The organism is Sphingopyxis chilensis, assembly GCF_035930445.1.
Classification (GTDB): Bacteria; Pseudomonadota; Alphaproteobacteria; order Sphingomonadales; family Sphingomonadaceae; genus Sphingopyxis; species Sphingopyxis chilensis.
On record NZ_CP142394.1, the window covers coordinates 3,043,294 to 3,064,254 of the forward strand.

Sequence of the window (20,961 nt, forward strand, 5' to 3'; positions counted from 1 at the left end):
AAGCTGCCATCAACAAACTCGTCATCCCGGCGAAGTCCGGGATGACGGATAAGGGAACGTCCGCCTCCCACCCAAAGCAGACGGAAGCCGCCGGGTTGAGACAAGCCGATGCCGATGGGCTATCGTGCCGCGATGACTAACGAGATGATCGAGCTTCCCGTCCGCCGCCTCGGCCTTGCCGAACCCGGCGACACGATCCTGACGCGCAGCACCGCCGTCGAGGCGCCGGTGTCGGTCGAGGTCGGCGGCATCGGTTATGCGGTGATGATGGCGACGCCCGCCGACCTTGAAGATTATGCCGTCGGCTTCGCGCTCGGCGAAGGCCTCGTCGAGACGGCCGATCAGATAAAGCGCATCGACGCGCACCCGATTGAGGGCGGCTGGGCGCTGCGCATCTGGCTGCCGCCCGATCGGAGCGACATCGCGCTCGAACGCGCGCGCAAGCGGGTGAGCGAGAGCAGCTGCGGCCTCTGCGGGATCGAGAATATCGAGGAGGTGCTGCGCCCGCTCCCCCCCGTGGCCGCGCGGATCGCGACCGATCGCAACGCCATTGCAGCGGCGCTCGCGGCGCTGCGCGATCATCAACCGCTCGGGCGCGCGACCGGCGCAGTCCATGCCGCGGCCTTTTGCTCGCCCGGCGGCGACATTTTGTGCGCGCGCGAGGATGTCGGACGGCACAACGCTCTGGACAAGCTGGTCGGCGCCTTGGCGCGGGCGAGCATCGATGCGGCGACCGGCTTCATCCTGCTCTCGGCGCGGTGCAGTTACGAACTGGTCGAAAAGACCGTCCGCGCGGGCTGTCCGATGCTCGTCACCATATCGGCGCCTACCAGCCTTGCGGCCGAACGCGCCGTGAAGGCGGGGCTGACGCTCGTCGCGCTGGCGCGGACGGACTCGGCGCTGATCGTGAGCGATCCGCACGGAATGATCGCGTGAAGACGCTCGGCGCGGTGCTCGCCGGCGGGCGGTCGAGCCGCTTCGGGTCGGACAAGGCGCTGGCGATGCTCGATGGGCGGAGCTTGCTCGACCATGCGTTGGCGGCGCTGGCCCCGCATTGCGATGCGATGATCATCGTCGGCCGGGGCGAGATCGCCGATTGGCCGCGTGTCGACATGGGGCCGCTTGGCGGGATGGCGGGGGCGCTGATCCATGCGGCGGGCGCGGGTTTCGACCGGGTGCTGTCCGCGCCGGTCGATTGCGTGAAGCTGCCCGGCGACCTGCGCGCGCTGCTCGAACCCGCGCCGGCCTTTCTCGACACGCAGCCGGTGATCGGACTGTGGCCCGTCGCGGCGCTCAGCGACCTCAAGGCGATGCTGGAGAATGAAGGCGACCTTGCGGTCCGGGCCTATGCGCGGCGGATCGGGGCGCGGGCGGTGCAGAGCGATTTCGTGCCGCCGAACATCAACAGCACCGCCGATCTCGACCGGCTGGCGGCGTCATGACCCGCCGATCGCGTTCACGGTGAACGCCAATATTCCCATGTTGAAGACGAACGCCGCCATGCAGTGGCCGAGCACGACGCGGCGCATATGCGCGCCCGATATCGTAACGTCCGAGGTCTGGAAGGTCATGCCGAGCGTGAAGGCGAAATAGAGAAAGTCCCAGTAACCGGGCTCCCTGGCCCCCGGCACCTCGACGCCGCGCTGGTCGCGGCCGTCCTTCTGCAGATAATAGAGATGCGCATAATGGAGCGTGAACACCATGTTCGCGAACAGCCACGCAAGCGCGAGCGTCGCGACGATCAGCACGATATCCGCGCGGTCGAGCGCACCGGGGCTGGCGATCAGCGTCCCGACCGCGAACAATATGACAAGCGAGAGCAGCACGGTGATCGCGAGCAGGCCCGCGCGGTTGGCATCATTCTGTTCGGCGGTGCAGCGCATCTGTTCGGGGTCGGCCTTGAGAAGCGGCGCGAGCGAGCAGAGGAAGATGAAGGCGGCGACATCGAAGCCGATCAACAGCGCCGCGCGCGAATCGCCGCCGAGCGCCGATGCCCCGCCGCCGACGACGACCAGCGCGGCGGCAAAGATCAGGAAGCGCGCCGGGGCGATGCGGTGGCCGACGGCGGCCGTCATGCGGCGACGACGCGCACCGGGATCGACTTCGCCGCGGGACAGCCGCTCGTCTTGTCATAATGGCCGAGGGGGAGCAGCGGGTTGAGTTCGGGATAATAGCCCGCGACCGAGCCGCGCGACATCGGATAGTCGAGGATCGTCAGCCCCTCGACGCGGCGCGCGATGCCGTCGACGCCGATGGTTTCGAGCGCGACCTTCGCGCCCGCCTCCAGCCCGCGCGCCGCGATATCGTCGGCGTTCATGAACAGGATCATGCGATCGTTATACACGCCGCGATAGCGGTCGTTGTAGCTGTAGATCGTCGTGTTGAACTGGTCGTGCGAGCGGACGGTGGCAAGGCGCAGCATGTCGGGATCGTCGACCGGCGCGTTGACCGCAAGCCCCGGCAGCACGAGGAAATTGGCCTTGCCGTTCGGCGTCGCCCACACCCGGCGGCGCGGCGGGATGTCGAGGTGGAAGCCCATCGGCGCCTTGAGACGCTCCGAAAACCCTTCGTAGAGCGCGGGGTAGACGGCGGCGATCTTGTCGCGGATCAGGCTGTAATCGTCGATATAGCTGGCCCAGCCGGTCTTGCTGTGCGGCAGGGTCGCCATCGCCATGCGGCAGACGATCTCGGTTTCGGGCATCAGATGCTCGCTCGCGGGTTCGAGCACGCCGCGCGAGGCGGTGACGTTCGACATCGAATCCTCAATCGTCACGAACTGCTCGCCCTTCACCGTCTCGATGCGTTCGGAGCGCGCGACGACGGGCAGGATCAGCGCGTCCTTGCCGTGCACCAGATGCCCGCGGTTGAGCTTGGTCGCGATGCCGACGGTAAGGTCGAGTTTGCGCATCGCGGCATAAGCGCGATCGGTATCGGGCACCGCGCGGATGAAATTGCCGCCGAGGCCGATGAAGACCTTGGCGGTGCCCGCCAGCATCGCCTCGACCGACTCGACGGTGTGATGACCGTCTTCGCGCGGCGGTTCAAAGCCGAAAACGTCGCGCACCCGGTCGAGATAGGCCTGCGTCGGTTTCTCGTCGATGCCGACGGTGCGGTCGCCCTGCACGTTCGAATGGCCGCGGATCGGCGAGATGCCCGCGCCGGGCTTGCCGTAATTGCCCTTGAGAAGCAGCAGATTCGCGATCTGCTGGACGAGTTCGGACCCCCGCTGGTGCTGGGTGATGCCCATGCCGTAGCAGATGAGGGTCGCGTTCGAGCGGATGTAGATTTCGGCGCAGCGGCGGATCTGCGCCTCGTCGATCCCCGCCGCGGCGACCAGCGCCGGCCATTCCTGCGCCTCGACATCGGCCTTCAGCGCCGCGAAGCCCGAAGTATGCGCGGCGATGAAATCATGGTCGAGCACGCTCTCGCCCGCCGCCTCGCGCTCGAACATCACCTTCATCATACCCTTGAGCAGCGCGAGGTCGCCGCCGATCCTGATATGGACGAATTCGCTGCTGATCTCGGTCGACCCGAAGGTCGCCATCTGGACGATATCCTGCGGCTCGGTGAAGCGGACGAGCGCGCGTTCGGGCATCGGGTTGACCGCGACGATCGGGACGCCGCGCTTTCGCGCCTCGACCAGCGGCGTCATCATCCGCGGCGCGTTGGTCCCCGCATTGTGGCCGATCAGGAAAATCGCCTCCGCATGGTCGAAATCCTCGAGGATCACCGTGCCCTTGCCAACCCCGATCGAGTGCGGCAGCCCGCGGCTCGTCGGTTCATGGCACATGTTCGAACAGTCTGGGAAATTGTTCGTGCCGAATTCGCGCACGAAGATCGAATAGAGGAAGGCGGTCTCGTTCGCGGTGCGGCCCGAGGTGTAGAATTCGGCCTGATGCGGGCTTTCGAGCGCGCGGAGGTGCTTGCCGATCAGCGCGAAGGCATCGTCCCAGCTCACCGGCACATAATGGTCGGTCACCGCGTCGTAGCGCATCGGCTCGGTCAGGCGGCCCTGCATCTCGAGCCAATAGTCCGACTGCGCCATCAGGTCGGTCACGCTGTGCTGCGCGAAAAAGTCGCGCGTGACGCGGAATTTCGTCGCCTCGTGCGCCAGCGCCTTCGCGCCATTTTCGCAGAACTCGAGCTTCTTGGTGCAGCTGGCGTCGGGAAAGGCGCAGCTCGGGCATTTGAACCCGCCCGGCTGGTTCATCGACAGCAGCGCGCGCGATCCCTTGGTGACGACGCTTTGTTCGAGCAGCACCTTTGCGGTCGCGGCGGCTGCGCCCCAGCCGCCCGCGGGGCTATCATATGTCTTGTGGCGGGGTTTCCGGTCGGCCATTGCCCCGAACTAAAGCATAGCTCCAGGCGCTAATCCACGAGTCTTTGGTGTCGGAGGGGGCTCATATTGGTGAACCATTGCTCGCCCGCCCCGCGCCGGCGCTGCATGACCTCCTCCTGAAATTCGAACATGCCGGGAAACAGGCCCCGCCTCGCCACCGGCCCGGCGCCGAACACCATGAAATTTTCCGCATCACCATAGGCCAGCCACGCCGGCGCGCCCTCCGACGAAGGGGTGCCGCGCGCGGCGAAGGACGCCCAATAATCGATCATTTGCCGCGCCAGCGCGCGATCGGCTTCGCCCGCCGGCATCGGCCAGTTGGGCATGCCGCCAAGCGGGCGCCCCGCAATCCCGAAAGCAAAGGGCAGTTCGCTCGCGTGGAAAGCGCAGAGGCCGCGGGCGCGCGCGGCGGAATAGCAATGATCGAAAAGGTAGAGATAGGCGGGCTGCCCGGCGCGCGCCTGTTGCCGCACAAGCCGCTCGGTCGCCCAGCCATAGACGGCGTCGCGCGTCGCCGCGAGCAGACTCTCCTCCCGGTCCGACGCGGGATAGATCCGCAGGAAGGCGGGCGCGAGGTCGCCGTAGCGCTGCACGATTTCGGCCTGATAAGCCGCCGCATCGGCGGGCGCCGGAGGGACCAGCGCGCGTTGGGTGCGGACTTCGCCGCTGTTGAACCCCGCGAGAACCGGGACTTTTGCCTGTTCGCCGCGGTCGAAAATATCGACGAGCTGGCCGGGCACGACCGCTCCGTCGATCACGGGCTGCGCGATGAAGCGCGCGCGCATCCCGGCGGCGACGAGCGCCTTCGCATCGACGCGGCGTAGCGCCGCAAGGTCGGAGGCGCCCAAGCTTTGCGCCAGCGCGGTTCCCGTCGCCTCGGCGGAGTTCATGCCGAAGGCGGGGTCGCGGAGATGCGGCACCGCGCGCATATTGGTGCTCTGGACGATCGCTTTCGCGAACAGGCCCTTCGCGCGCGGGCTGGCGAGCAGATAGGTTGCGCTGAGCGCGCCTGCCGACTCTCCCATGACGGTGACGTTCGCGGGATCGCCGCCGAACGCACCGATATTGCGTCGCACCCATTCCAGCGCCGCGATCTGGTCGAGCAGGCCGTAATTGCCCGATACGCCTTCGGCCGATTCGCCGCTGAGCGCCGGATGCGCAAGCCAGCCAAGGACGCCCAGCCGATAGTTGATCGACACGAAGACGATGCCGCGCCTCGCAAATCCGGCGCCATCGTACATCGGGCTGGCGCTCGATCCATATTGCAGCGCGCCGCCGTGGATCCAGACGATCACCGGCGCGCGACCGGCGCGTTCGGGCGCCCAGATGTTGAGCGTCAGGCAATCCTCGCTCATTGGCCGCGGCGGCTCGAAATACACGCTCGCGGCGGGAAAGGCGGGCTGGACGCAGTCGGCGCCGAAGGCGCGCGCGTCGCGCACCCCCGTCCACTTCGCGGGAGGCGCGGGTGGGCGCCAGCGGCGTTCGCCGACCGGGGGCGCCGCATAGGGGATGCCGCGAAAGACGCGCAGCCCGTCCTCCCGAGCGCCCGCGACGCGGCCTTCGGAGATCGTCGCGGCCGGCGGATCGGCGGCCAATAATGGACCGCCCGCCGCAACGGCGACCAGACAAAGAGCCAGGGCGAATAGCCGGCGAAGTGCCGCGATGTCCGTCATCACCATCTCTCCCTTTGGCGATGCTTGCCATCGTCCTGCGCTCGACTTACGCTCACACGCGAGTGAATATCAAGCGCCGAGAGTGCGCGAACGAACGGATGGGGAGGGCAAGATGACGGAACCCACGCGGCGGGGCTTTCTGGCGGGCGCAGCGGTGCTTCCGCTCGCGACCGCAGCGAACGCCGATGCGGCGGCCGCGCCGGACGCGATCGCCGCCGATCTTGCGACCTATATCGGCTTCGGCAACAAGCAGTCGGGGGGCGCGGGCGACACCGCCTGTGGTCATTGGCTCGCGACCGAGCTCGAGCGCGCAGGCTTCACGGTCGAAAAGCCGCCGATCAGCGTCCCCTGGTTCGAGGGGGAGCGGTGCGAGATCGTCGCGGGCGATGCACGCGCACCGCTCCACCCGCAGCCGATCGTCACGCCGACGCCGGGCAACGGCGTGACAGGGCCGCTCGTCCGCGTCGACGCGCATGGCATGACCGACGCGCCTCTCGCGGGCGCGATCGCGCTGATCGACCTGGCCTATGGCCGCTGGTCGTCGACACTCGCCAAACCGGTGCGCGCGCCGGTCGATGCCGCCTTCGCGGGCGGCGCGAAGGCGGCGGTGATCGTGACCAACGGACCCACCGGGCAGGTCATCGCGCTCAACGCCGATGGCCGCGCGCCGATGTTCGCGGGACCGGTCGGCCTGCTCGCGCCCGCCGGGGCGGCGCCTTTCCTGGACGCCGCGATGCGGCACCAGCCGGCGCGGGTGGCGTTGGCAGGCCACGGCGGGCGCCGGGCGGCGTTCAACGTGATCGGCCGGCTCGACCGCGGCAAGGGGCGCTGGATCGTGGTGTCGACCCCGCGGTCGGGCTGGTTCGGCTGCGCGGGCGAACGCGGCGGCGGCATCGCCGCCTGGCTCGATTTCGCGCGCGCCGCGCCGGCGCTGCTGCCCGATCATGATCTCGCCTTCCTGTGCAACAGCGGCCATGAATATGAAAATCTGGGCGCCGAAGAGGCGCTGAAGGCCGCGGCGCCCAAGCCCGCCGAGACGCATTTCTGGCTCCACCTCGGCGCCAATCTCGCCGCGCGCGACTGGCACGAGGGATTGTTCGGCCTCGCCCCGCTCGCGGGCAGTGATTCGCAGCGTTACCTCGTCGTCAGCCCGCCGCTGTTGCCCGCCGCCCGGCGATTGTTCGCCGGGCTGGCGGGGCTCGAATCGCCTTATTCCAGCGAAAAACTGTCGGCCGGCGAGCTCACCGCGATCATCGCCGCGGGCTATCCGTCGGTTGCCGGCATCTTCGGCGTCCACCGCTTTCATCATGTGGCCGACGACGACGCGCGCTGCGTCGATGCCGCCGCGGTGGCGGCGACGACGGCGGCGTTCCGGCGCTTGCTTGTTGCCGCCGTCTGATCCTTCCGTCAGGCTTCGATATCGCGCTTGTAGGTTTCGGGCAGGAACAGGATGCCGACAACCGCGGTGATCGCGGCGATCACCACCGCATACCACAGCCCCTGATAGATATTGCCCGTCGCCGCGACCATCGCGAAGCCGATCGTCGGCATGAAGCCGCCGATCCAGCCATTGCCGATATGATAGGGCAGCGACAGCGAGCTGTATCGGATCCGCGCCGGGAACAATTCGACGAGCAGCGCCGCGAGCGGGCCGTAAACCATCGTCGCGAGCACCCCGAAGAGGCAGAGGATGCCGATGACCTTGAGCTTGTTCACCGCTGCCGGGTCGGCCTTGTCGGGATAGCCCGCCGCGTCGAGCCCCGCCTTTGCCGCGGCGCCGAAGGCGGCGACCGCCGCGGCGCGCTCCGCATCGCCCAGCCCCGCCGGATCGGGCACCGCGACCGTCCGATCGCCGATACGCACGGAGGCGACCGTCCCCGCCGGCGCCTCGACATTGGCGTAATTGACGCCGTTCTTGGCGAGGTAGGATTTGGCGATGTCGCAGCTCGTCCGGTCGAACGTGTTTTTCCCGATCGGATCGAACTGGAACGAGCATTCGCCGCCGTGCGCGACGACCTGCACCGGCGACCGTTCGACCGCCGCGGCCATCGCCGGGTTCGCCGCCGCGACCAGCGCCTTGTACGCCGGGAAATAGACGAAAATCGCGATGACGCACGCGGTCATCATGATCGGCTTGCGGCCAACCTTGTCGCTCAGCCAGCCGAAGAAGACGAAGCAGGGGATGATGAGCAGGAGCGCGGTGGCGACGAGGAAATTGGCGGTCGCGCCGTCGACCTTGGCGACGCGTTCGAGATAGAAGAGCGGATAGAGATGCGCGGCGAAGCCGATCACCGCCTGCCCCGCGACCGCGCCGAACAGGGCGATCAGCACGATCTTCAAATTCCGCCATTCGCCGAAAGCTTCCTTGAGCGGCGCCTTCGAGGTCGCACCCGCCGCCTTCATCCGCCGGAACACCGGGCTTTCCTCGAGCTGCAGCCGGATCCACAATGTCACCCCCAGCAGCAGGATCGAGAAGATGAAGGGCAGGCGCCAGCCCCACGCGTTGAAGGTTTCGGCATCCATGAAGGTGCGCAAGCCGACGACGAAGGACGAGGCGAGGATGAGCCCGAGCATCGCGGTGGTCTGGATGAAGCTGGTATAGAAACCGCGCTTTCCGGGCGGCGCATGTTCGGCGATATAGACGGCGGCGCCGCCATATTCGCCGCCGATCGCGAGCCCCTGGAGCAAGCGCAGGATCATCAGGATGATTGGCGCGGCGATCCCGATCGTGTCGTAACCGGGCAGGAAGCCGACCGCAAAGGTCGACAGCCCCATGATCGCCATGGTGACGAGGAAAGTGTTCTTCCGCCCGACGATGTCACCGACACGCCCGAACACCAGCGCCCCGAACGGCCGCACCGCAAAACCCGCGGCAAAGGCCATAAGCGCGAGGATGAAGCCCGTCGTCTCGTTCACCCCCGCAAAGAAATGGTGCGACAGCGCGGTGGCGAGCAGGCCATAGAGGTAGAAATCATACCATTCGAACACCGTCCCCAACGAAGAGGCGGTGATGACGAGTGCTTCATTCTGTTTCTTGTCCTCGCCGGCGGGCAAGGCTTCCGCGTCGGTAGCCATATTTCCTCTCCCATTTATCCCGGCAGCCGCGGCGGGCTTATCGGCCCGTCCGCGTGCGCCGCCGGGGATTATCCGTGCGCAGCGGCAACCGCCGGCGCGTCGAAACCTGCGCTCGCCAGCTCGCGTTCGGCCTGCGTGAAGCCATAGGCGGGGACGATCTCGCCGCAGCGGTCGGCGACGCGGTCCCACTCGGCGGCGACGCGCTCGGCCGCGCCGTCGCCCTGCCCCACATAGATACCGCCGGTCAGCGTCACATGCGCCGCCGCGAAATGCCCGGCGCCGGCGCACAGGATCGCGCGCGTCGGCGCATCGTCGCCGACCAGCGCAAGCAGCCCGGGACTCACCGCCTCGGGCGCCAGACGCGCGAGCGCGTCCGCCGCGAGCACGCCATCGGTCATTGCCGTCGCCGCGGTCGGCGCGAGGCAGTTGACGCGGACATTATATTTATCGCCCTCGATGCCGAGCGTCTGCATCAGCCCGACGAGCGCCATCTTCGCCGCGCCATAATTGGCCTGCCCGAAATTGCCGTAGAGCCCCGACGAGGAGGTCGTCATCACGATGCGACCGAAACGACGTTCGCGCATCTGGTCCCACACCGCCTTCGAACAGATCGCGGCGCCCATCAGGTGGACGTCGACCACCAGCCGGAAATCGGCGAGATCCATCTTCGCGAAGCTTTTGTCGCGCAGGATGCCGGCGTTGTTGATCAAAATGTCGATCCCGTCCCACGCCTCGGTCGCCGTGGCAACCATCGCCGCGACCTCGGCTTCGTCGGTCACCGAGGCGACGGCGGCCATCGCGACGCCGCCGGCCCCGGCAATCTCTGCGGCGACGCGCGCGGCGGCATCCCCGTCGCGATCATTGACCATAACGCGCGCGCCGTGCCGCGCGAGCATCAGCGCATGCGACCGGCCGAGTCCGCCGCCCGCGCCGGTCACGATCGCCACCCTGTCCTTCAGCTCGTTCGTCATTCCATTTCCTTTTGTCTTATCATAACTCACTTGTGAGTGAATATTATTGTCGCGCGGACGGCGGGATGCGCGTCGTCGTCGCCAGGTCGTCTAGCCCCTGTCCTGCTTGCGCTGGTCGCAGATTTCGCGGAAACCCGCGGCCATGAAGCGCGCCATGCGTGCCTTGACGGCTTCATAATCATCCGAGTGGCACAGACCGTGCGACAATTTGTCGATGCGCCCGGTGCGCGCGAGCGTCAGCATCAGCGCGCCGGTGACGAAATGATAGCCCCAGAAAATATCTTCCTCGGCCGCGTCGGGCAGCGCCTTTTTCAGTATCTCGATCAGCCGCAGCACGACGGGGTCGAAATATTTGTCCATGAACTCGGCGCCCTCGGGGCTGTTCGACGCCTGCGCGCCGAAGGCGCCATAATTCTTCCAGCCCTCGCCGCCCTGGATGTAGAGGTCGAGGTCGGTGTCGAGGAAGGCATGGAGCGCGCCCTCAACCGTCGGCTTGCCGCCCGCCGCGCGGTCATAATCGTCGAGCGCCTGCATCCTTTTGTCGATCGTCACCACCGCGCGCCGCGCGAACACCGCGTCGAACAGCGTCCGCTTGTCGTCGAAATAATAGTTGAGCAGCGTGTGGTGGACCCCGACCTGCTTCGCGACATCCTTCAACGTCACGCCGTGAAAACCATGTTTCGAAAACAGGAGTTCGGCGGTGTCGAGGATCTGCTCCATCATTTCGGCGCGCTGTTCCGCCTTCGACGGGCGCTTCACCGCACTCTTTGCCTTCGACGCCAAATCCTTGTCCTTCCGCACATCATCCGCACTCGTCGCGCCGCCGTGGCCCAACGGGCCTACACCTGTCCGTAATCGGCCCGCAATTGCATTTTGTCGATCTTGCCCGTCGGCGCGAGCGGCATCGCGTCGAGCCGCACGATCGCGTCGGGGATCCACCAAGACGCCACGCGTTCGCGCAGCGGCGCGAGCAGGTCGTCGTCGCTGACCGACGCGTCGTTGGTTTCGACCAGCAGGATCGGCCGCTCGCCCCATTTGGGATCGCTGCGGCCGATCACCGCGGCGAGGCTCACCTGCGGCAGCGCGCCGACCAGCGCCTCGATCTCGGCGGGGTTGATCCACTCGCCGCCCGACTTGATCAGATCCTTCGACCGCCCGGTGATCGTCAGATTGCCGGCGCGGTCGAGCCGCGCGAGATCGCCGGTGTCGAACCAGCCATCGGCGTCGGTCGCGGGCGCATCCTGCCCGAAATAGCGTTCGACGACGCTCGGCCCGCGGACGCGCAAATGCCCCTCGGCGCCGCGCTGCTCGGCGAGCGCGCGTCCCTCGGCGTCGGTCAGCAGCAGGTCGACGCCGATCGCGGGCCTTCCCGACACGCCAGCGGTGCGATCCGGATCGCCGGGGACCGCGGCGGTGCCGAGCGGCGACAATTCGGTCATGCCCCAACTCGTCTGCACCTCGGCGCCCAGCCGCCGCTCGATCCGCTCCATCAGCGCCGGCGGCATCGGTGCGCCGCCGACGAGGATGCGCTCGAGCGTCGGCACCTCTCCCTCTTCGCGCTCGAGATGTTCGACCAGCCCCAGCCACACGGTCGGCACACCGACGCCGGCGGTCACGCCCTCGCCGCGGATCAGCGCCGCCAGATGCGCGCCGTCGCTGTGGCGTCCGGGCAGCACGAGCTTGCCGCCGACGGCGGGCACAGAAAAGGGCAGCCCCCAGGCATTGGCGTGGAACATCGGCACCACCGCGAGCACCGCGTCGCGCGCGCGCACGCCCATCACGTCGGCCTGCAACTGGCGCATCGTGTGGAGGTAGCAACCGCGATGCGTATAGGTGACACCCTTTGGCGCGCCGGTGGTGCCCGAGGTGAAGCAAAGCCCCGAGGGGCTGTTCTCGTCGAAGGCACCCCATGCGACATCGGCCGACGCCGCAGCGAGCACGGCATCAAGCGCGCCCACCGCGATGCGGCCGTCCCCTCCGCCCGCGTCGGTATCGGCGGCGTCGAGCAGCAAGATCTGGCGCACGGTCCGGACGTTGCGCGTCGCCGCTTCGGCAAGCGGCAGCAGGTCGGCGCTGACGAGCAGGATGCCCGCTTCGGACTGCACCAGCATCGCGCCGATCTGCGCCGCGGTCAGCCGCGGGTTCAGCGTGTGACACACCGCGCCCATCCCGATGATCCCGTACCAGCTTTCGAGATGCCCCTGCGTATTCCACGCGAGCGTCGCGACGCGGTGCCCCGCGCGCACGCCCATCGCATGGAGCGCCCCCGACACCGCACGCGCGCGCTCGTAAAGCGCGGCATAGCCGATGCGCGCGACCTTTCCGTCCGCCCCGGCCGACACGGTTTCAGCGTCGGGGTGCCATTTGGCGGCGTGAGAGAGGAATTTGTCGAGCGTCAGGGCATAGGATTGCATCGAACCGTCGATCATTGGCACCCCGCGGCTTTCGGCGGCAACGGCGGCGAAATGACGCCGATATTCCAGTTCCACGGCGTATCGCCCGCCGCGCGGCGACGGCACATCACCGCTTCGTGGAGCGCCGCGGTGCCGGGGAGCAGCCGGTGCCCGGCCTTCGGCGCCTCGGCGATATGCAGGAAGCCGGCGTCGTCGGAATAGGCGGGCCATTCGGGCTGGCCCTTTGCCTGCGGTCGGCCGCCGCGCGCGAAACTCGCCCAATAATCGCCCATCGCACCGGCTAGCTTGCGCTCGGCCAAGTCGTCCGGGATTTTGGGCCACAGCGGCGGCGTCTTGCCCGCGGTGCCGAAAATATAGGGCAGCTCGGCGGCGTGGAAGGCGTGGAGCTTCCACTCGGCGGTCGCCGGATAGCCATGGTCGAAATAATAGAGATAGGCGCCTTGCCTCAACGCCGCCTGGTTCGACACCAGCCGTTCGGAGGTCCAGCCGTACATCGCGTCGCGCGTCGCGGCGAGCATGCTTTCCTCGATAGTCTTCGCCGGATAGCGCGCAAGGAAGGCGTCGGCAAATTCGCCGTAATTGGCGCGGATCGCGGCTTCATAGGCCGCGGCATCGGCGGGCGGCTTGGGCAGCAGGAAGCGCAGCGAGCGGATTTCGCCGGCGTTGAAGCCAGCGAGGATCGGCACCGGCGCCTGCTCGTTCCGGTCAAAGCTGTCGACGAGCTGGCGCGGCACCGTCTTGCCGTCGACGACGGGGAAAGGGAAATAGCCCGTCGCCAGCGCCTTTTCGGCGATCTCCTTCGCGGGCATCGCGCGCAGCGCCGCGAGGTCGGCGGCGCCGAGCTTCGCCGCCAGGTCGGTCCCCTGCGCCTCGGCCGGGACCATGCCGTTGAGCCGCTCGCGCAGGCTCGGCGCCGACACCATATAGGCGCTCTGCGCGACCGCCTTGTGGAACAGGCCGCGCGCGGCCGGCGCGGTCATCAGATACATGACGCTGAGCGCGCCCGCCGATTCACCCGCGATCGTCACATTGCCCGCGCTGCCGCCAAAGGCGCCGATGTTGCGCTTGACCCATTCGAGCGCCGCGACCTGGTCGAGCAGCCCGTAGTTGCCCGACACGCCGTCGGCCGATTCCGCGCTCAGCGCCGGATGCGCGAGCCAGCCGAGCGCACCGAGCCGGTAGTTGATCGACACCACGACGATGCCGCGCTCGGCGAGCGCGCTGCCGTCATAGATCGGATCGCCGCCCGACCCGCCGGTCAGCGCGCCGCCGTGGATCCACACGAACACCGGCGCATCCTTCACATCCTTCGGCGCCCAGATGTTGAGCGACAGGCAATCCTCGCTCATCGCCGGCAGGTCCCAGGCATAGATGCTGGGGCCGCGCGGGCCCGGCTGCATGCACGCGGCGCCGAATTTGGTCGCGTCGCGCGTGCCGTCCCAGCCCTCCGCCGGCTGCGGCGGCGCCCAGCGCAGCTTGCCGACCGGCGGCGCGGCATAGGGAATGCCCTTGAAGGCGCGGATGCCTTTCGTTTCGCTACCCTCGACCTTGCCCGCGGGCGAATCGACCATCGGCCCCGCCGCCGCTGCCGGCGCCGCGCAGAGGGCGGCGACGGCGAGCGCGACGCGTGACAGGCGGCGGATCATCGGACCGTTCATCTCCCCGGCCCGATCAGAAGCGATAATTGGCGCGGACGCCGATCGTGCGCGGACGCATCCGGGCGTAACGGCCGTCGAGGAACGCCTCGGGATGGACATAGGTGACCTTGCTGTCGTCGAAGAGATTTTCGACATAGGCGCCGAGGTCGATCGCCCCCAGCTTTGCCCCGGCATAAAGGTTCACATTGGTCCACGCCTCGGTGAAGTCATAGGTCGGGGCGACGGCATTGGGATTGCCCGGCACATTGGGGAACTGGTTCGGGAATGCCCCCGCGTGCGACACATTGACCGCGGCATAGGCGGTGTCGGCGCCGCCGATCGGGAAGTCGTAACGCAGCGTGCCCGACCCCTGGAAGCGCGGCGAGGCGAGACGCGTCCCGAGCTCGGCGCCCGAAATCGCGGCTTCGCCCGGGGTCAGGTCGGTCACCTTCGCGCGGTTGAAAGAACCGTTGAGCGCGAGGCTCAATCCCTGCACCGGCCGCGCGATGAACTCGAACTCGAGGCCATAGCTTTCGGCGCCGCCGATGTTGGTCGCGAACTGGATCGAATCCGACACGCGGTTCGCCTGGACCTGAATATCCTTCCAGTCGATATAATAGGCGGCGATATTGGCGACGAGATCGCCGCCGAGCCAGCGTCCCTTCAGCCCGAGTTCGTAATTGGTGACGCTGTCCGATTTCGCGCCGTCGGGGATGATCAGGTCGTTCGGGTCGATCGCGCTGACCAGCCCGGCGCGCGCATTGACGACGGGCGTGCGGAACCCCGTCGAAACGGTCGCATAGGTGGTCAGGCTGTCGACGGGCTTCCACGACACGCTCGCCTTCCACGACAGGCGGTCGTCCTTGACCTTCAGCCCTTCGGCATAAGCGATCGGCGTGACGGTGAGCGGGATATTCTCCAGACCGAGGAAGGCGATGGTCAGATAATTGCTGTTGTATCCGCCGCCGCGGGTGAAGCTCTGCACTTCGGTGCTGCCGTAGCGCAGCCCGCCCGTGACCCAGAAACGGTCGCTGAAGCGTCCGGTCACTTCGCCGAAGCCGGCGATCTCTTTCTGGTCGGTATAGCTGTTGAACCGCTGGTAATATTCGTCGGGCAGCCCGCTCAGATTATTCTCGGTCAGATATTCGAGGCTCGAACGATAGGCGAAATCGACGCTGCGGCGCTTGTCGTAATAGAAAAAGCCCGCGACCCATTCGATCGGCCCGTCGTGACGCGACACCAGCCGCGTTTCCTGCACGAACAGATCGTCATAGCCATATGCGTCGAGCGCGAAGGGAAAGGCCTGCGCAAAGGTGCCCGCGAGGTCGACATAGAAGGACGCGTCATAGTCCGAGAGCGTCGTCGAGCTGATCAGCTCGGCAAAGTCGAACTCGTAGTTGATCGTCAGATTATAATTGGTGAGCTTGCCCTGGAACAGGTCGGGGCGGTCCGAATTGCGCACGAACTTGCCGAGCAGCGGGTTGGTCAGCCCCGAATCGGCGGGCTTGCTGTTCTCGTATGACGCGAGCAGTTTGACCTTCATCCGGTCGCTCGGCTGGAGGAGCAGGATCGCGCGGCCGCCGAACGCCTCGAGGCTGTTCGCATCCTCGACGCCGGTGCCGATATTGTCGACCCAGCCGTCCTCGTTGCGATAATAGCCCGTGACGCGTAGCCCGATCTCGTCCTTCATGATCGGCAGGTTGACCATCGCATTATAGCGCTGGCGCACCGAACTCGACCCGGTGAGGCCGAGATCGACGCTCGCCGACGCTTCGAAATCGTCGAGGTCGGGGCTCTTCGTGATGATCCGCATCGCGCCCGCGAGCGAGTTCGATCCGAACAGCGTCCCCTGCGGCCCGCGCAGGAATTCGACGCGCTCGACGTCGTACAGATTGGGGTCGAGGATCGTCGAATTGCCATTCGCCGAAATCGGCAGCTCATCGACATAGATGGCGACCGCGCTCTGCAGGCCGGCCGAATAGCCGTTGGTGTTGATCCCGCGCGCGGTGAAATTGTTGAAATTCTGTGTCGGCCGGTTGACGACGATGCCCGGCGTATTCTGGGCGATGCCCTCGAACCCCACGATACCGAGGTCGTTGAGTTCTTCCTGCCCGAACGCGGTGACGCTGAGCGGCACGTCTTGCAACCGGGCGGTGCGGCGGGTCGCGGTGACGATGATGTCGCGGTCATCGCGCTGCTGGTCCTGCGCCATGCTATCCGCGGGCGGCGCTTCGGCCTCCTGGGCCATGGCCGAAACGGGCGACGCGAACAGAACGACCGCCGAGGCGGACGCAAAAAGCTGAGCCTTCATATCAAACTCTCCCTCCCGTCAGCGGTCGTTGCCGCCGATCAGGGCTCAGCTTATCGGCAAGATTCTCACGCGAGTCAATATTCACTATCGTGTGTGTGAATAAAATTCGAAATCCATGAAAGCCCCCTTCCAGGCATTCAAATATAAAGGAAATTTCCGCGTTTTTACCAGCCGGACGGCTTCGTCACCCGCTGATCGGGTCCAATCCGCCCATCACCGCGGTCAGCGCCAGCGCATTCTCGCGCTCCATCGCGCTATGCCCCGCGTTGGTCACGACGTAGGTGACGGGCTCCGACCCCGCCCCGCGCAACGCCGCGACAAGCCGCGACGCCTGCGTCAGCGGGCACACCTCGTCGAAGCGGCCATGGACGATATGGATGGGGATCGACGCCAGCACGTCGATATTGTCGAAGAAATGCCCCGCCGGAAGGAACAGCCCATTGGCGAAATAATGCGCCTCGATCTGCGCGAAGCAGAGCGCGAAATCGGCTTCGCCGAACTTGCCCGTGTCCGCCGTCTCGGGGATCATGTTCGAGATGACACCTTCCCACAAGGACCAGGTCAGCGCCGCCTTCAGCTGGCGCTCCTTCTCGGCCTCGTTCGCCGGGACCATATCGAAAATCGCCTTGTAGGATTTCATCACGTCGCCGCGCTCCTCCGGCGTCAGCACCGACAGCAGCTCGGCCCATTCGCCCGGATACTTCATATAGGCACCGGGCTCGGTCAGGCCGTAGGGATCGTCCGCCCATGTCGCGGCATTGCCCTGATAGAGATAGAGCAGGTCTTCGGACGCGCCGAGGAAGATGCCGCGCAGGATCAGGGTCGCGCAATGCGCCGGATGCGCGATTCCATAGGCCATCGCCAGCGTGCTGCCCCAGCTGCCGCCGAAGACATGCATCGGCCCAGCGACCTCGAGTTTTTCGCGCAATTTCTCGATATCGCCGATCAGGTCGGCGGTGGTGTTTTTCGCGAGCGCCACCGCGGGGCCCGCCGAGGCGACATTGGGCTCGCTCCTGCCGCAACCGCGCTGGTCGAACAGGATCACGCGGTAGCGCTTCGGGTCGAAGAAGCGCGCCATGACGGGCGCGCAGGCGCCGCCGGGGCCGCCGTGGAGGAACATCACCGGCTCACCCGCGGGATTGCCATATTCCTCCCAATAGATGCGGTGCGCGGGATCGCGGTCGACCTCGAGCCAGCCGAAATTCAGGCAGGGCGGCTGGGGATAGATCCAGTCGTCGCCGATCTTGCTCGTCGCCTGCAACCGCGAAAAATCCATGTCTCTTCCTTCACCTGTGATGATGCAGCCAAGGGGCCTGAAATACCGGCTTAACTTGGCGCGCCATGATGTCCAGCCGCCGGGACCCTATGGTGCACATCGTCGTCCCGGCGAAGGCCGGTTGACCCGCATCCCCGAAAAGTTCAGACCACTCCCGTCGCAAAAAAGGGGAAGCATTTCATGCGCAAACTGGCATTGTTCGGGGCGAGCCTTCTCGCCCTCACCTCGCAGATCACGCTTGCGCAGGAGGACCAGCCGCCCGCCGCGCCGCCCGCCGAAACCGCCGCCCCGGCCGAAACGCCCGCCGCCATGTCCGGCTCCGCCGTCGGCAGCGCGAGGCTCGCCCCCAACCGCCGCTTCACCGGCGCCGACCTTTTCGACCTCGCCATCGCCGCCGATCCGCAGATCAGCCCCGACGGCCGCCACATCGCCTATGTCCGCCGCGCGAACGACATCATGACCGACCGCGCGGTGAGCTCGATCTGGCTGATCGACACGCAGACCGGCGAGGAAACCCCCGTCGCCGGGCAGGGCGACGGCGCCTTTTCGCCGCGCTGGTCACCCGACGGCAAGCGCATCGCCTTCGCCTCGACCGAGGGCGGCAGCGCACAGCTGTGGGTGCGCTGGATGGACGGCGGCGAGGCGGTTCGCCTCACGGGCCTGCCCACCAGCCCGTCGAGCATCGCCTGGTCGCCCGACGGCCGTTCGATCGCCTATACGATGCTCGTCAAGGACGAAGGGCCAAAGTTCGGCAGCGCCCCCGCGAACAAGCCCGAGGGCGCGAAATGGGCCGAGCCGCTCGAAATTCGCGACCTCCTCACCTATCGCGCCGACGGCGAAGGCTATGTCGAGCCCGGCTTCGAAAAGATCTTTCTCGTCCCCGCGGCCGGCGGCTCGCCGCGCCAGCTCACCTTCGGCCCCTATCACGACGGAGGTCCGCTGAGCTGGTCGCGCGATGGCCGCACGCTCTATTTCGCCGCGAACCGGCGCCCCGACTGGGAGAGCGATCCGGTCGAAAGCGAAATCTATGCGCTCGATGTGACCGGCGGCGGCGTCACCGCGCTCACCGACCGCAACGGCCCCGACGCCAACCCGCTCGTCTCGCCCGATGGCGGCAAGATCGCCTATCTCGGCTTCGACGACGCCTTGCGCGCATACGAGAACACGCAGCTCTATGTCATGAACCGCGACGGGTCGGGCGCGCGCAGCCTGACCGCCGATTGGGACCATGGCGTCGATGCGATCGAATGGGCCGCGGACGGCAAGTCGGTATATGCGCAATATGACGACCATGGCGAAACGAAGGTCGCGCGCATCGGCCTCGACGGATCGGTGCGCGGCGCCGCGACCGGCCTTTCGGGCGGCGGGCTCGACCGCCCCTATACCGGCGGCAGTTTCTCGGTATCGGACGGCGGCGCGATCGCCTTCACCGGCGGCACACCGACGCGTCCCGCCGAAGTGCAGCTTGCGCGCGGCGGATCGACGCGGATGCTCACCGACCTCAACCGATCGCTTCGCGAAGTGAAATCATTCGGCGCGGTCCGCAAGATCACCGCCGCCTCCAGTCACGACGGCAAGACGATCGAGGGCTGGCTGACGCTGCCGCCCGGCCATGTCGAAGGCCAGCGCGTGCCGCTGATCCTCGAAATTCACGGCGGGCCCTTCGCCGCCTATGGCCCGCATTTCGCGACCGACAACCAGCTCTATGCCGCCGCGGGCTATGCCGTGCTCTCGGCGAATCCGCGCGGCTCGACCAGCTATGGCGCGGCCTTTGCGAACGAGATCGACAAGGCCTATCCGGGCAACGACTATTTCGATCTGATCAGCATCGTCGATCGCGCAATCGAACTCGGCGTTGCCGACCCGAACGCCCTGTTCGTCACCGGCGGTTCGGGCGGCGGCGTGCTGACGAGCTGGATCGTCGGCAAGACCAACCGGTTCAAGGCCGCGGTCACGCAAAAGCCGGTGATCAACTGGACGACGCAGGCGCTCACCGCCGACGGCCCCGCATTTTTCGGCCGCTACTGGCTCGGCGCGCAGCCGTGGGAGAATCCCGAACTTTACTGGTCGCGCTCGCCGCTGTCGCTCGTCGGCAATGTCGAAACGCCGACGATGGTGGTCGTCGGAGCCGAGGATTACCGCACGCCGGTCAGCGAATCCGAACAATATTACACCGCGCTTCGCCTCCGCGGCGTGCCCACGGCGCTGGTCAAGGTGCCCGGCGCCAGCCATGGCGGCATCGCCGCGCGCCCGTCGCAATCGGCCGCCAAAGCCGCCGCAATCCTCGCCTGGTTCGAGAAATACCGGAAAGGCTGGACGCGGCCTGCGGGGGAATAACGCCATGTCAGTGTCGTGGTAGGGAGCGGTCGTTTCCGACATTGAAAGCGTGAGGGACCAAGCCAGCCCCTTCACGCCGCGTCGTGGAAGATCACCCCCAGCGTGTGCCGCCGCCCCGACCGGAGGCGGCTCACCCCGTGGCGCATCATCACGCGATAGTCGCCGCGCGTGCCCCGCACGGGTCGCGCGTTCACCGCGAAGACCACCGCGTCGCCCTTCGCGAGCGGCACGACCGCCGCCCTCGATTGCATCCGCGGCCTTTGTTCGGTCAGCACGAACTCGCCGCCGGTGAAATCCTCTTCCGGCGCCGACAGCAGCACCGCGACCTGCAGCGGAAAGACATGCTCGCCATATAAATCCTGGTGCAGGCAATTATAGTCGTCCGCGCCATATCGCAGCAGCAGGGGCGTCGGCCGCCTTTGCCCCGCATCATGGCACCGCGCGAGGAATTCGGCGTGGTCCGCCGGAAAGCGCGCCGCCATCCCCATCCGCTCGTGCCAGCGGTTCGCGATCGGCGCGAGCCGCGCATAGAGCATCCCGCGCAGCGCCGCGACCAGCGGCGGCAGCGGATAGGCGAAATAGCGATACTCACCGCGCCCGAAACCGTGCCGCGCCATATGGACATGGCTGCGGAAACCCGCCGGCGCGTCATAAAGCGCGGCGAGGCCGTCGCACGCCGCCGCATCGAGCAGCCCCGGCAGAACGGCCCAACCTTCGCGGTCGAGCGCGATCATCGGGTCGGCGGCATCGTCTGCACAGGGCGGCGGCATGATTTTGGGCTGTGTCGTCATGCCGCAATCATGGCGCCACGCGCCGGTCGCCGCGCCCCGTTTCTTGCGCTCAAACACGCCTATGTGCTTCAAGTGGCGCCGACAATCGCCTAGGGTCAGAACCCTGAGCTGCCTTCCCGCGCCTGTCCCAAACGCCG

Annotated in this window: 15 protein-coding genes; 4 read left to right on the forward strand and 11 right to left on the reverse strand. The window is 67.0% G+C overall.

Translation table 11 applies throughout. The annotated features are described in order from the left end of the window. The first annotated feature begins 114 nt into the window (after positions 1-114). The gene (fdhD, locus tag VSX79_RS14210) at positions 115-936 is read left to right on the forward strand and encodes a formate dehydrogenase accessory sulfurtransferase FdhD (protein ID WP_326913675.1); all 822 of its coding nucleotides are present in this window, start codon (positions 115-117) and stop codon (positions 934-936) included. Next, positions 933-1,442, forward strand: a complete 510-nt coding sequence (mobA, locus tag VSX79_RS14215) for a molybdenum cofactor guanylyltransferase (protein WP_326913676.1) — start codon at positions 933-935, stop codon at positions 1,440-1,442. Before fdhD ends, mobA begins: the two co-directional genes overlap by 4 nt. Here mobA and VSX79_RS14220 read toward each other — a convergent pair. The 3 genes from VSX79_RS14220 to VSX79_RS14230 are packed head-to-tail and all read right to left on the reverse strand — an operon-like array spanning position 1,437 to position 6,012. Then, positions 1,437-2,075, reverse strand: coding sequence for a DUF1345 domain-containing protein (locus VSX79_RS14220; RefSeq protein ID WP_179494328.1), 639 nt, complete (start codon positions 2,073-2,075; stop codon positions 1,437-1,439). The genes mobA and VSX79_RS14220 overlap by 6 nt on opposite strands. Continuing rightward, positions 2,072-4,339, reverse strand: coding sequence for an FdhF/YdeP family oxidoreductase (locus tag VSX79_RS14225; protein WP_326913677.1), 2,268 nt, complete (start codon positions 4,337-4,339; stop codon positions 2,072-2,074). Before VSX79_RS14225 ends, VSX79_RS14220 begins: the two co-directional genes overlap by 4 nt. A gap of 29 nt (positions 4,340-4,368) precedes the next feature. Continuing rightward, on the reverse strand, positions 4,369-6,012 hold the full coding sequence (locus VSX79_RS14230) for a carboxylesterase/lipase family protein (RefSeq protein ID WP_326913678.1): 1,644 nt from the start codon (positions 6,010-6,012) through the stop codon (positions 4,369-4,371). A gap of 112 nt (positions 6,013-6,124) precedes the next feature. Between VSX79_RS14230 and VSX79_RS14235 the strand changes: the two genes are divergently transcribed. After that, entirely contained in the window at positions 6,125-7,411 is a 1,287-nt protein-coding gene (locus VSX79_RS14235) for a hypothetical protein (protein ID WP_179494307.1), read from the forward strand. 8 nt (positions 7,412-7,419) lie between these two features. Here the strand turns inward: VSX79_RS14235 and VSX79_RS14240 are convergent, their stop codons facing one another. The 7 genes from VSX79_RS14240 to pip form a co-directional block, all read right to left on the reverse strand. Then, positions 7,420-9,087, reverse strand: a complete 1,668-nt coding sequence (locus tag VSX79_RS14240; RefSeq protein ID WP_326913679.1) for an MFS transporter — start codon at positions 9,085-9,087, stop codon at positions 7,420-7,422. A gap of 68 nt (positions 9,088-9,155) precedes the next feature. Continuing rightward, complete coding sequence (locus VSX79_RS14245; RefSeq protein ID WP_326913680.1) at positions 9,156-10,058, reverse strand: SDR family NAD(P)-dependent oxidoreductase; 903 nt, start codon at positions 10,056-10,058, stop codon at positions 9,156-9,158. A gap of 90 nt (positions 10,059-10,148) precedes the next feature. Beyond that, complete coding sequence (locus VSX79_RS14250) at positions 10,149-10,841, reverse strand: TetR/AcrR family transcriptional regulator (protein WP_218844291.1); 693 nt, start codon at positions 10,839-10,841, stop codon at positions 10,149-10,151. A gap of 56 nt (positions 10,842-10,897) precedes the next feature. Next, entirely contained in the window at positions 10,898-12,487 is a 1,590-nt protein-coding gene (locus tag VSX79_RS14255; RefSeq protein WP_407697286.1) for an AMP-binding protein, read from the reverse strand. Continuing rightward, the gene (locus tag VSX79_RS14260; RefSeq protein ID WP_326913682.1) at positions 12,484-14,130 is read right to left on the reverse strand and encodes a carboxylesterase/lipase family protein; all 1,647 of its coding nucleotides are present in this window, start codon (positions 14,128-14,130) and stop codon (positions 12,484-12,486) included. The genes VSX79_RS14255 and VSX79_RS14260 overlap by 4 nt, the downstream gene beginning before the upstream one ends. Before the next feature lie 13 nt (positions 14,131-14,143). Further along, complete coding sequence (locus VSX79_RS14265) at positions 14,144-16,420, reverse strand: TonB-dependent receptor (protein ID WP_326913683.1); 2,277 nt, start codon at positions 16,418-16,420, stop codon at positions 14,144-14,146. A 184-nt stretch (positions 16,421-16,604) separates the two neighbouring features. Then, a complete protein-coding gene (gene pip / locus VSX79_RS14270; RefSeq protein ID WP_179494296.1) occupies positions 16,605-17,696 on the reverse strand; it encodes a prolyl aminopeptidase in 1,092 nt (363 codons plus the stop codon). A gap of 180 nt (positions 17,697-17,876) precedes the next feature. On the opposite strand from pip, the gene VSX79_RS14275 reads away from it, so the two are divergent. After that, entirely contained in the window at positions 17,877-20,033 is a 2,157-nt protein-coding gene (locus tag VSX79_RS14275; RefSeq protein WP_326913684.1) for a S9 family peptidase, read from the forward strand. A 71-nt stretch (positions 20,034-20,104) separates the two neighbouring features. Here VSX79_RS14275 and VSX79_RS14280 read toward each other — a convergent pair whose 3' ends face one another. Continuing rightward, positions 20,105-20,803, reverse strand: coding sequence for a 2OG-Fe(II) oxygenase (locus VSX79_RS14280; RefSeq protein ID WP_179497188.1), 699 nt, complete (start codon positions 20,801-20,803; stop codon positions 20,105-20,107). Between the last annotated feature and the right edge of the window lie 158 nt (positions 20,804-20,961).

Excerpts from the sequence above, each read along its gene's own strand:
- fdhD (WP_326913675.1), top strand. The coding sequence starts at position 115 with ATGGGCTATCGTGCCGCGATGACTAACGAGATGATCGAGCTTCCCGTC.
- VSX79_RS14220 (WP_179494328.1), bottom strand. The coding sequence starts at position 2,075 with ATGACGGCCGCCGTCGGCCACCGCATCGCCCCGGCGCGCTTCCTGATC.
- VSX79_RS14225 (WP_326913677.1), bottom strand. The coding sequence starts at position 4,339 with ATGGCCGACCGGAAACCCCGCCACAAGACATATGATAGCCCCGCGGGC.
- VSX79_RS14230 (WP_326913678.1), bottom strand. The coding sequence starts at position 6,012 with ATGACGGACATCGCGGCACTTCGCCGGCTATTCGCCCTGGCTCTTTGT.
- VSX79_RS14235 (WP_179494307.1), top strand. The coding sequence starts at position 6,125 with ATGACGGAACCCACGCGGCGGGGCTTTCTGGCGGGCGCAGCGGTGCTT.
- VSX79_RS14240 (WP_326913679.1), bottom strand. The coding sequence starts at position 9,087 with ATGGCTACCGACGCGGAAGCCTTGCCCGCCGGCGAGGACAAGAAACAG.
- VSX79_RS14245 (WP_326913680.1), bottom strand. The coding sequence starts at position 10,058 with ATGACGAACGAGCTGAAGGACAGGGTGGCGATCGTGACCGGCGCGGGC.
- VSX79_RS14255 (WP_407697286.1), bottom strand. The coding sequence starts at position 12,487 with ATGATCGACGGTTCGATGCAATCCTATGCCCTGACGCTCGACAAATTC.
- VSX79_RS14260 (WP_326913682.1), bottom strand. The coding sequence starts at position 14,130 with ATGAACGGTCCGATGATCCGCCGCCTGTCACGCGTCGCGCTCGCCGTC.
- VSX79_RS14265 (WP_326913683.1), bottom strand. The coding sequence starts at position 16,420 with ATGAAGGCTCAGCTTTTTGCGTCCGCCTCGGCGGTCGTTCTGTTCGCG.
- pip (WP_179494296.1), bottom strand. The coding sequence starts at position 17,696 with ATGGATTTTTCGCGGTTGCAGGCGACGAGCAAGATCGGCGACGACTGG.
- VSX79_RS14275 (WP_326913684.1), top strand. The coding sequence starts at position 17,877 with ATGCGCAAACTGGCATTGTTCGGGGCGAGCCTTCTCGCCCTCACCTCG.
- VSX79_RS14280 (WP_179497188.1), bottom strand. The coding sequence starts at position 20,803 with ATGCCGCCGCCCTGTGCAGACGATGCCGCCGACCCGATGATCGCGCTC.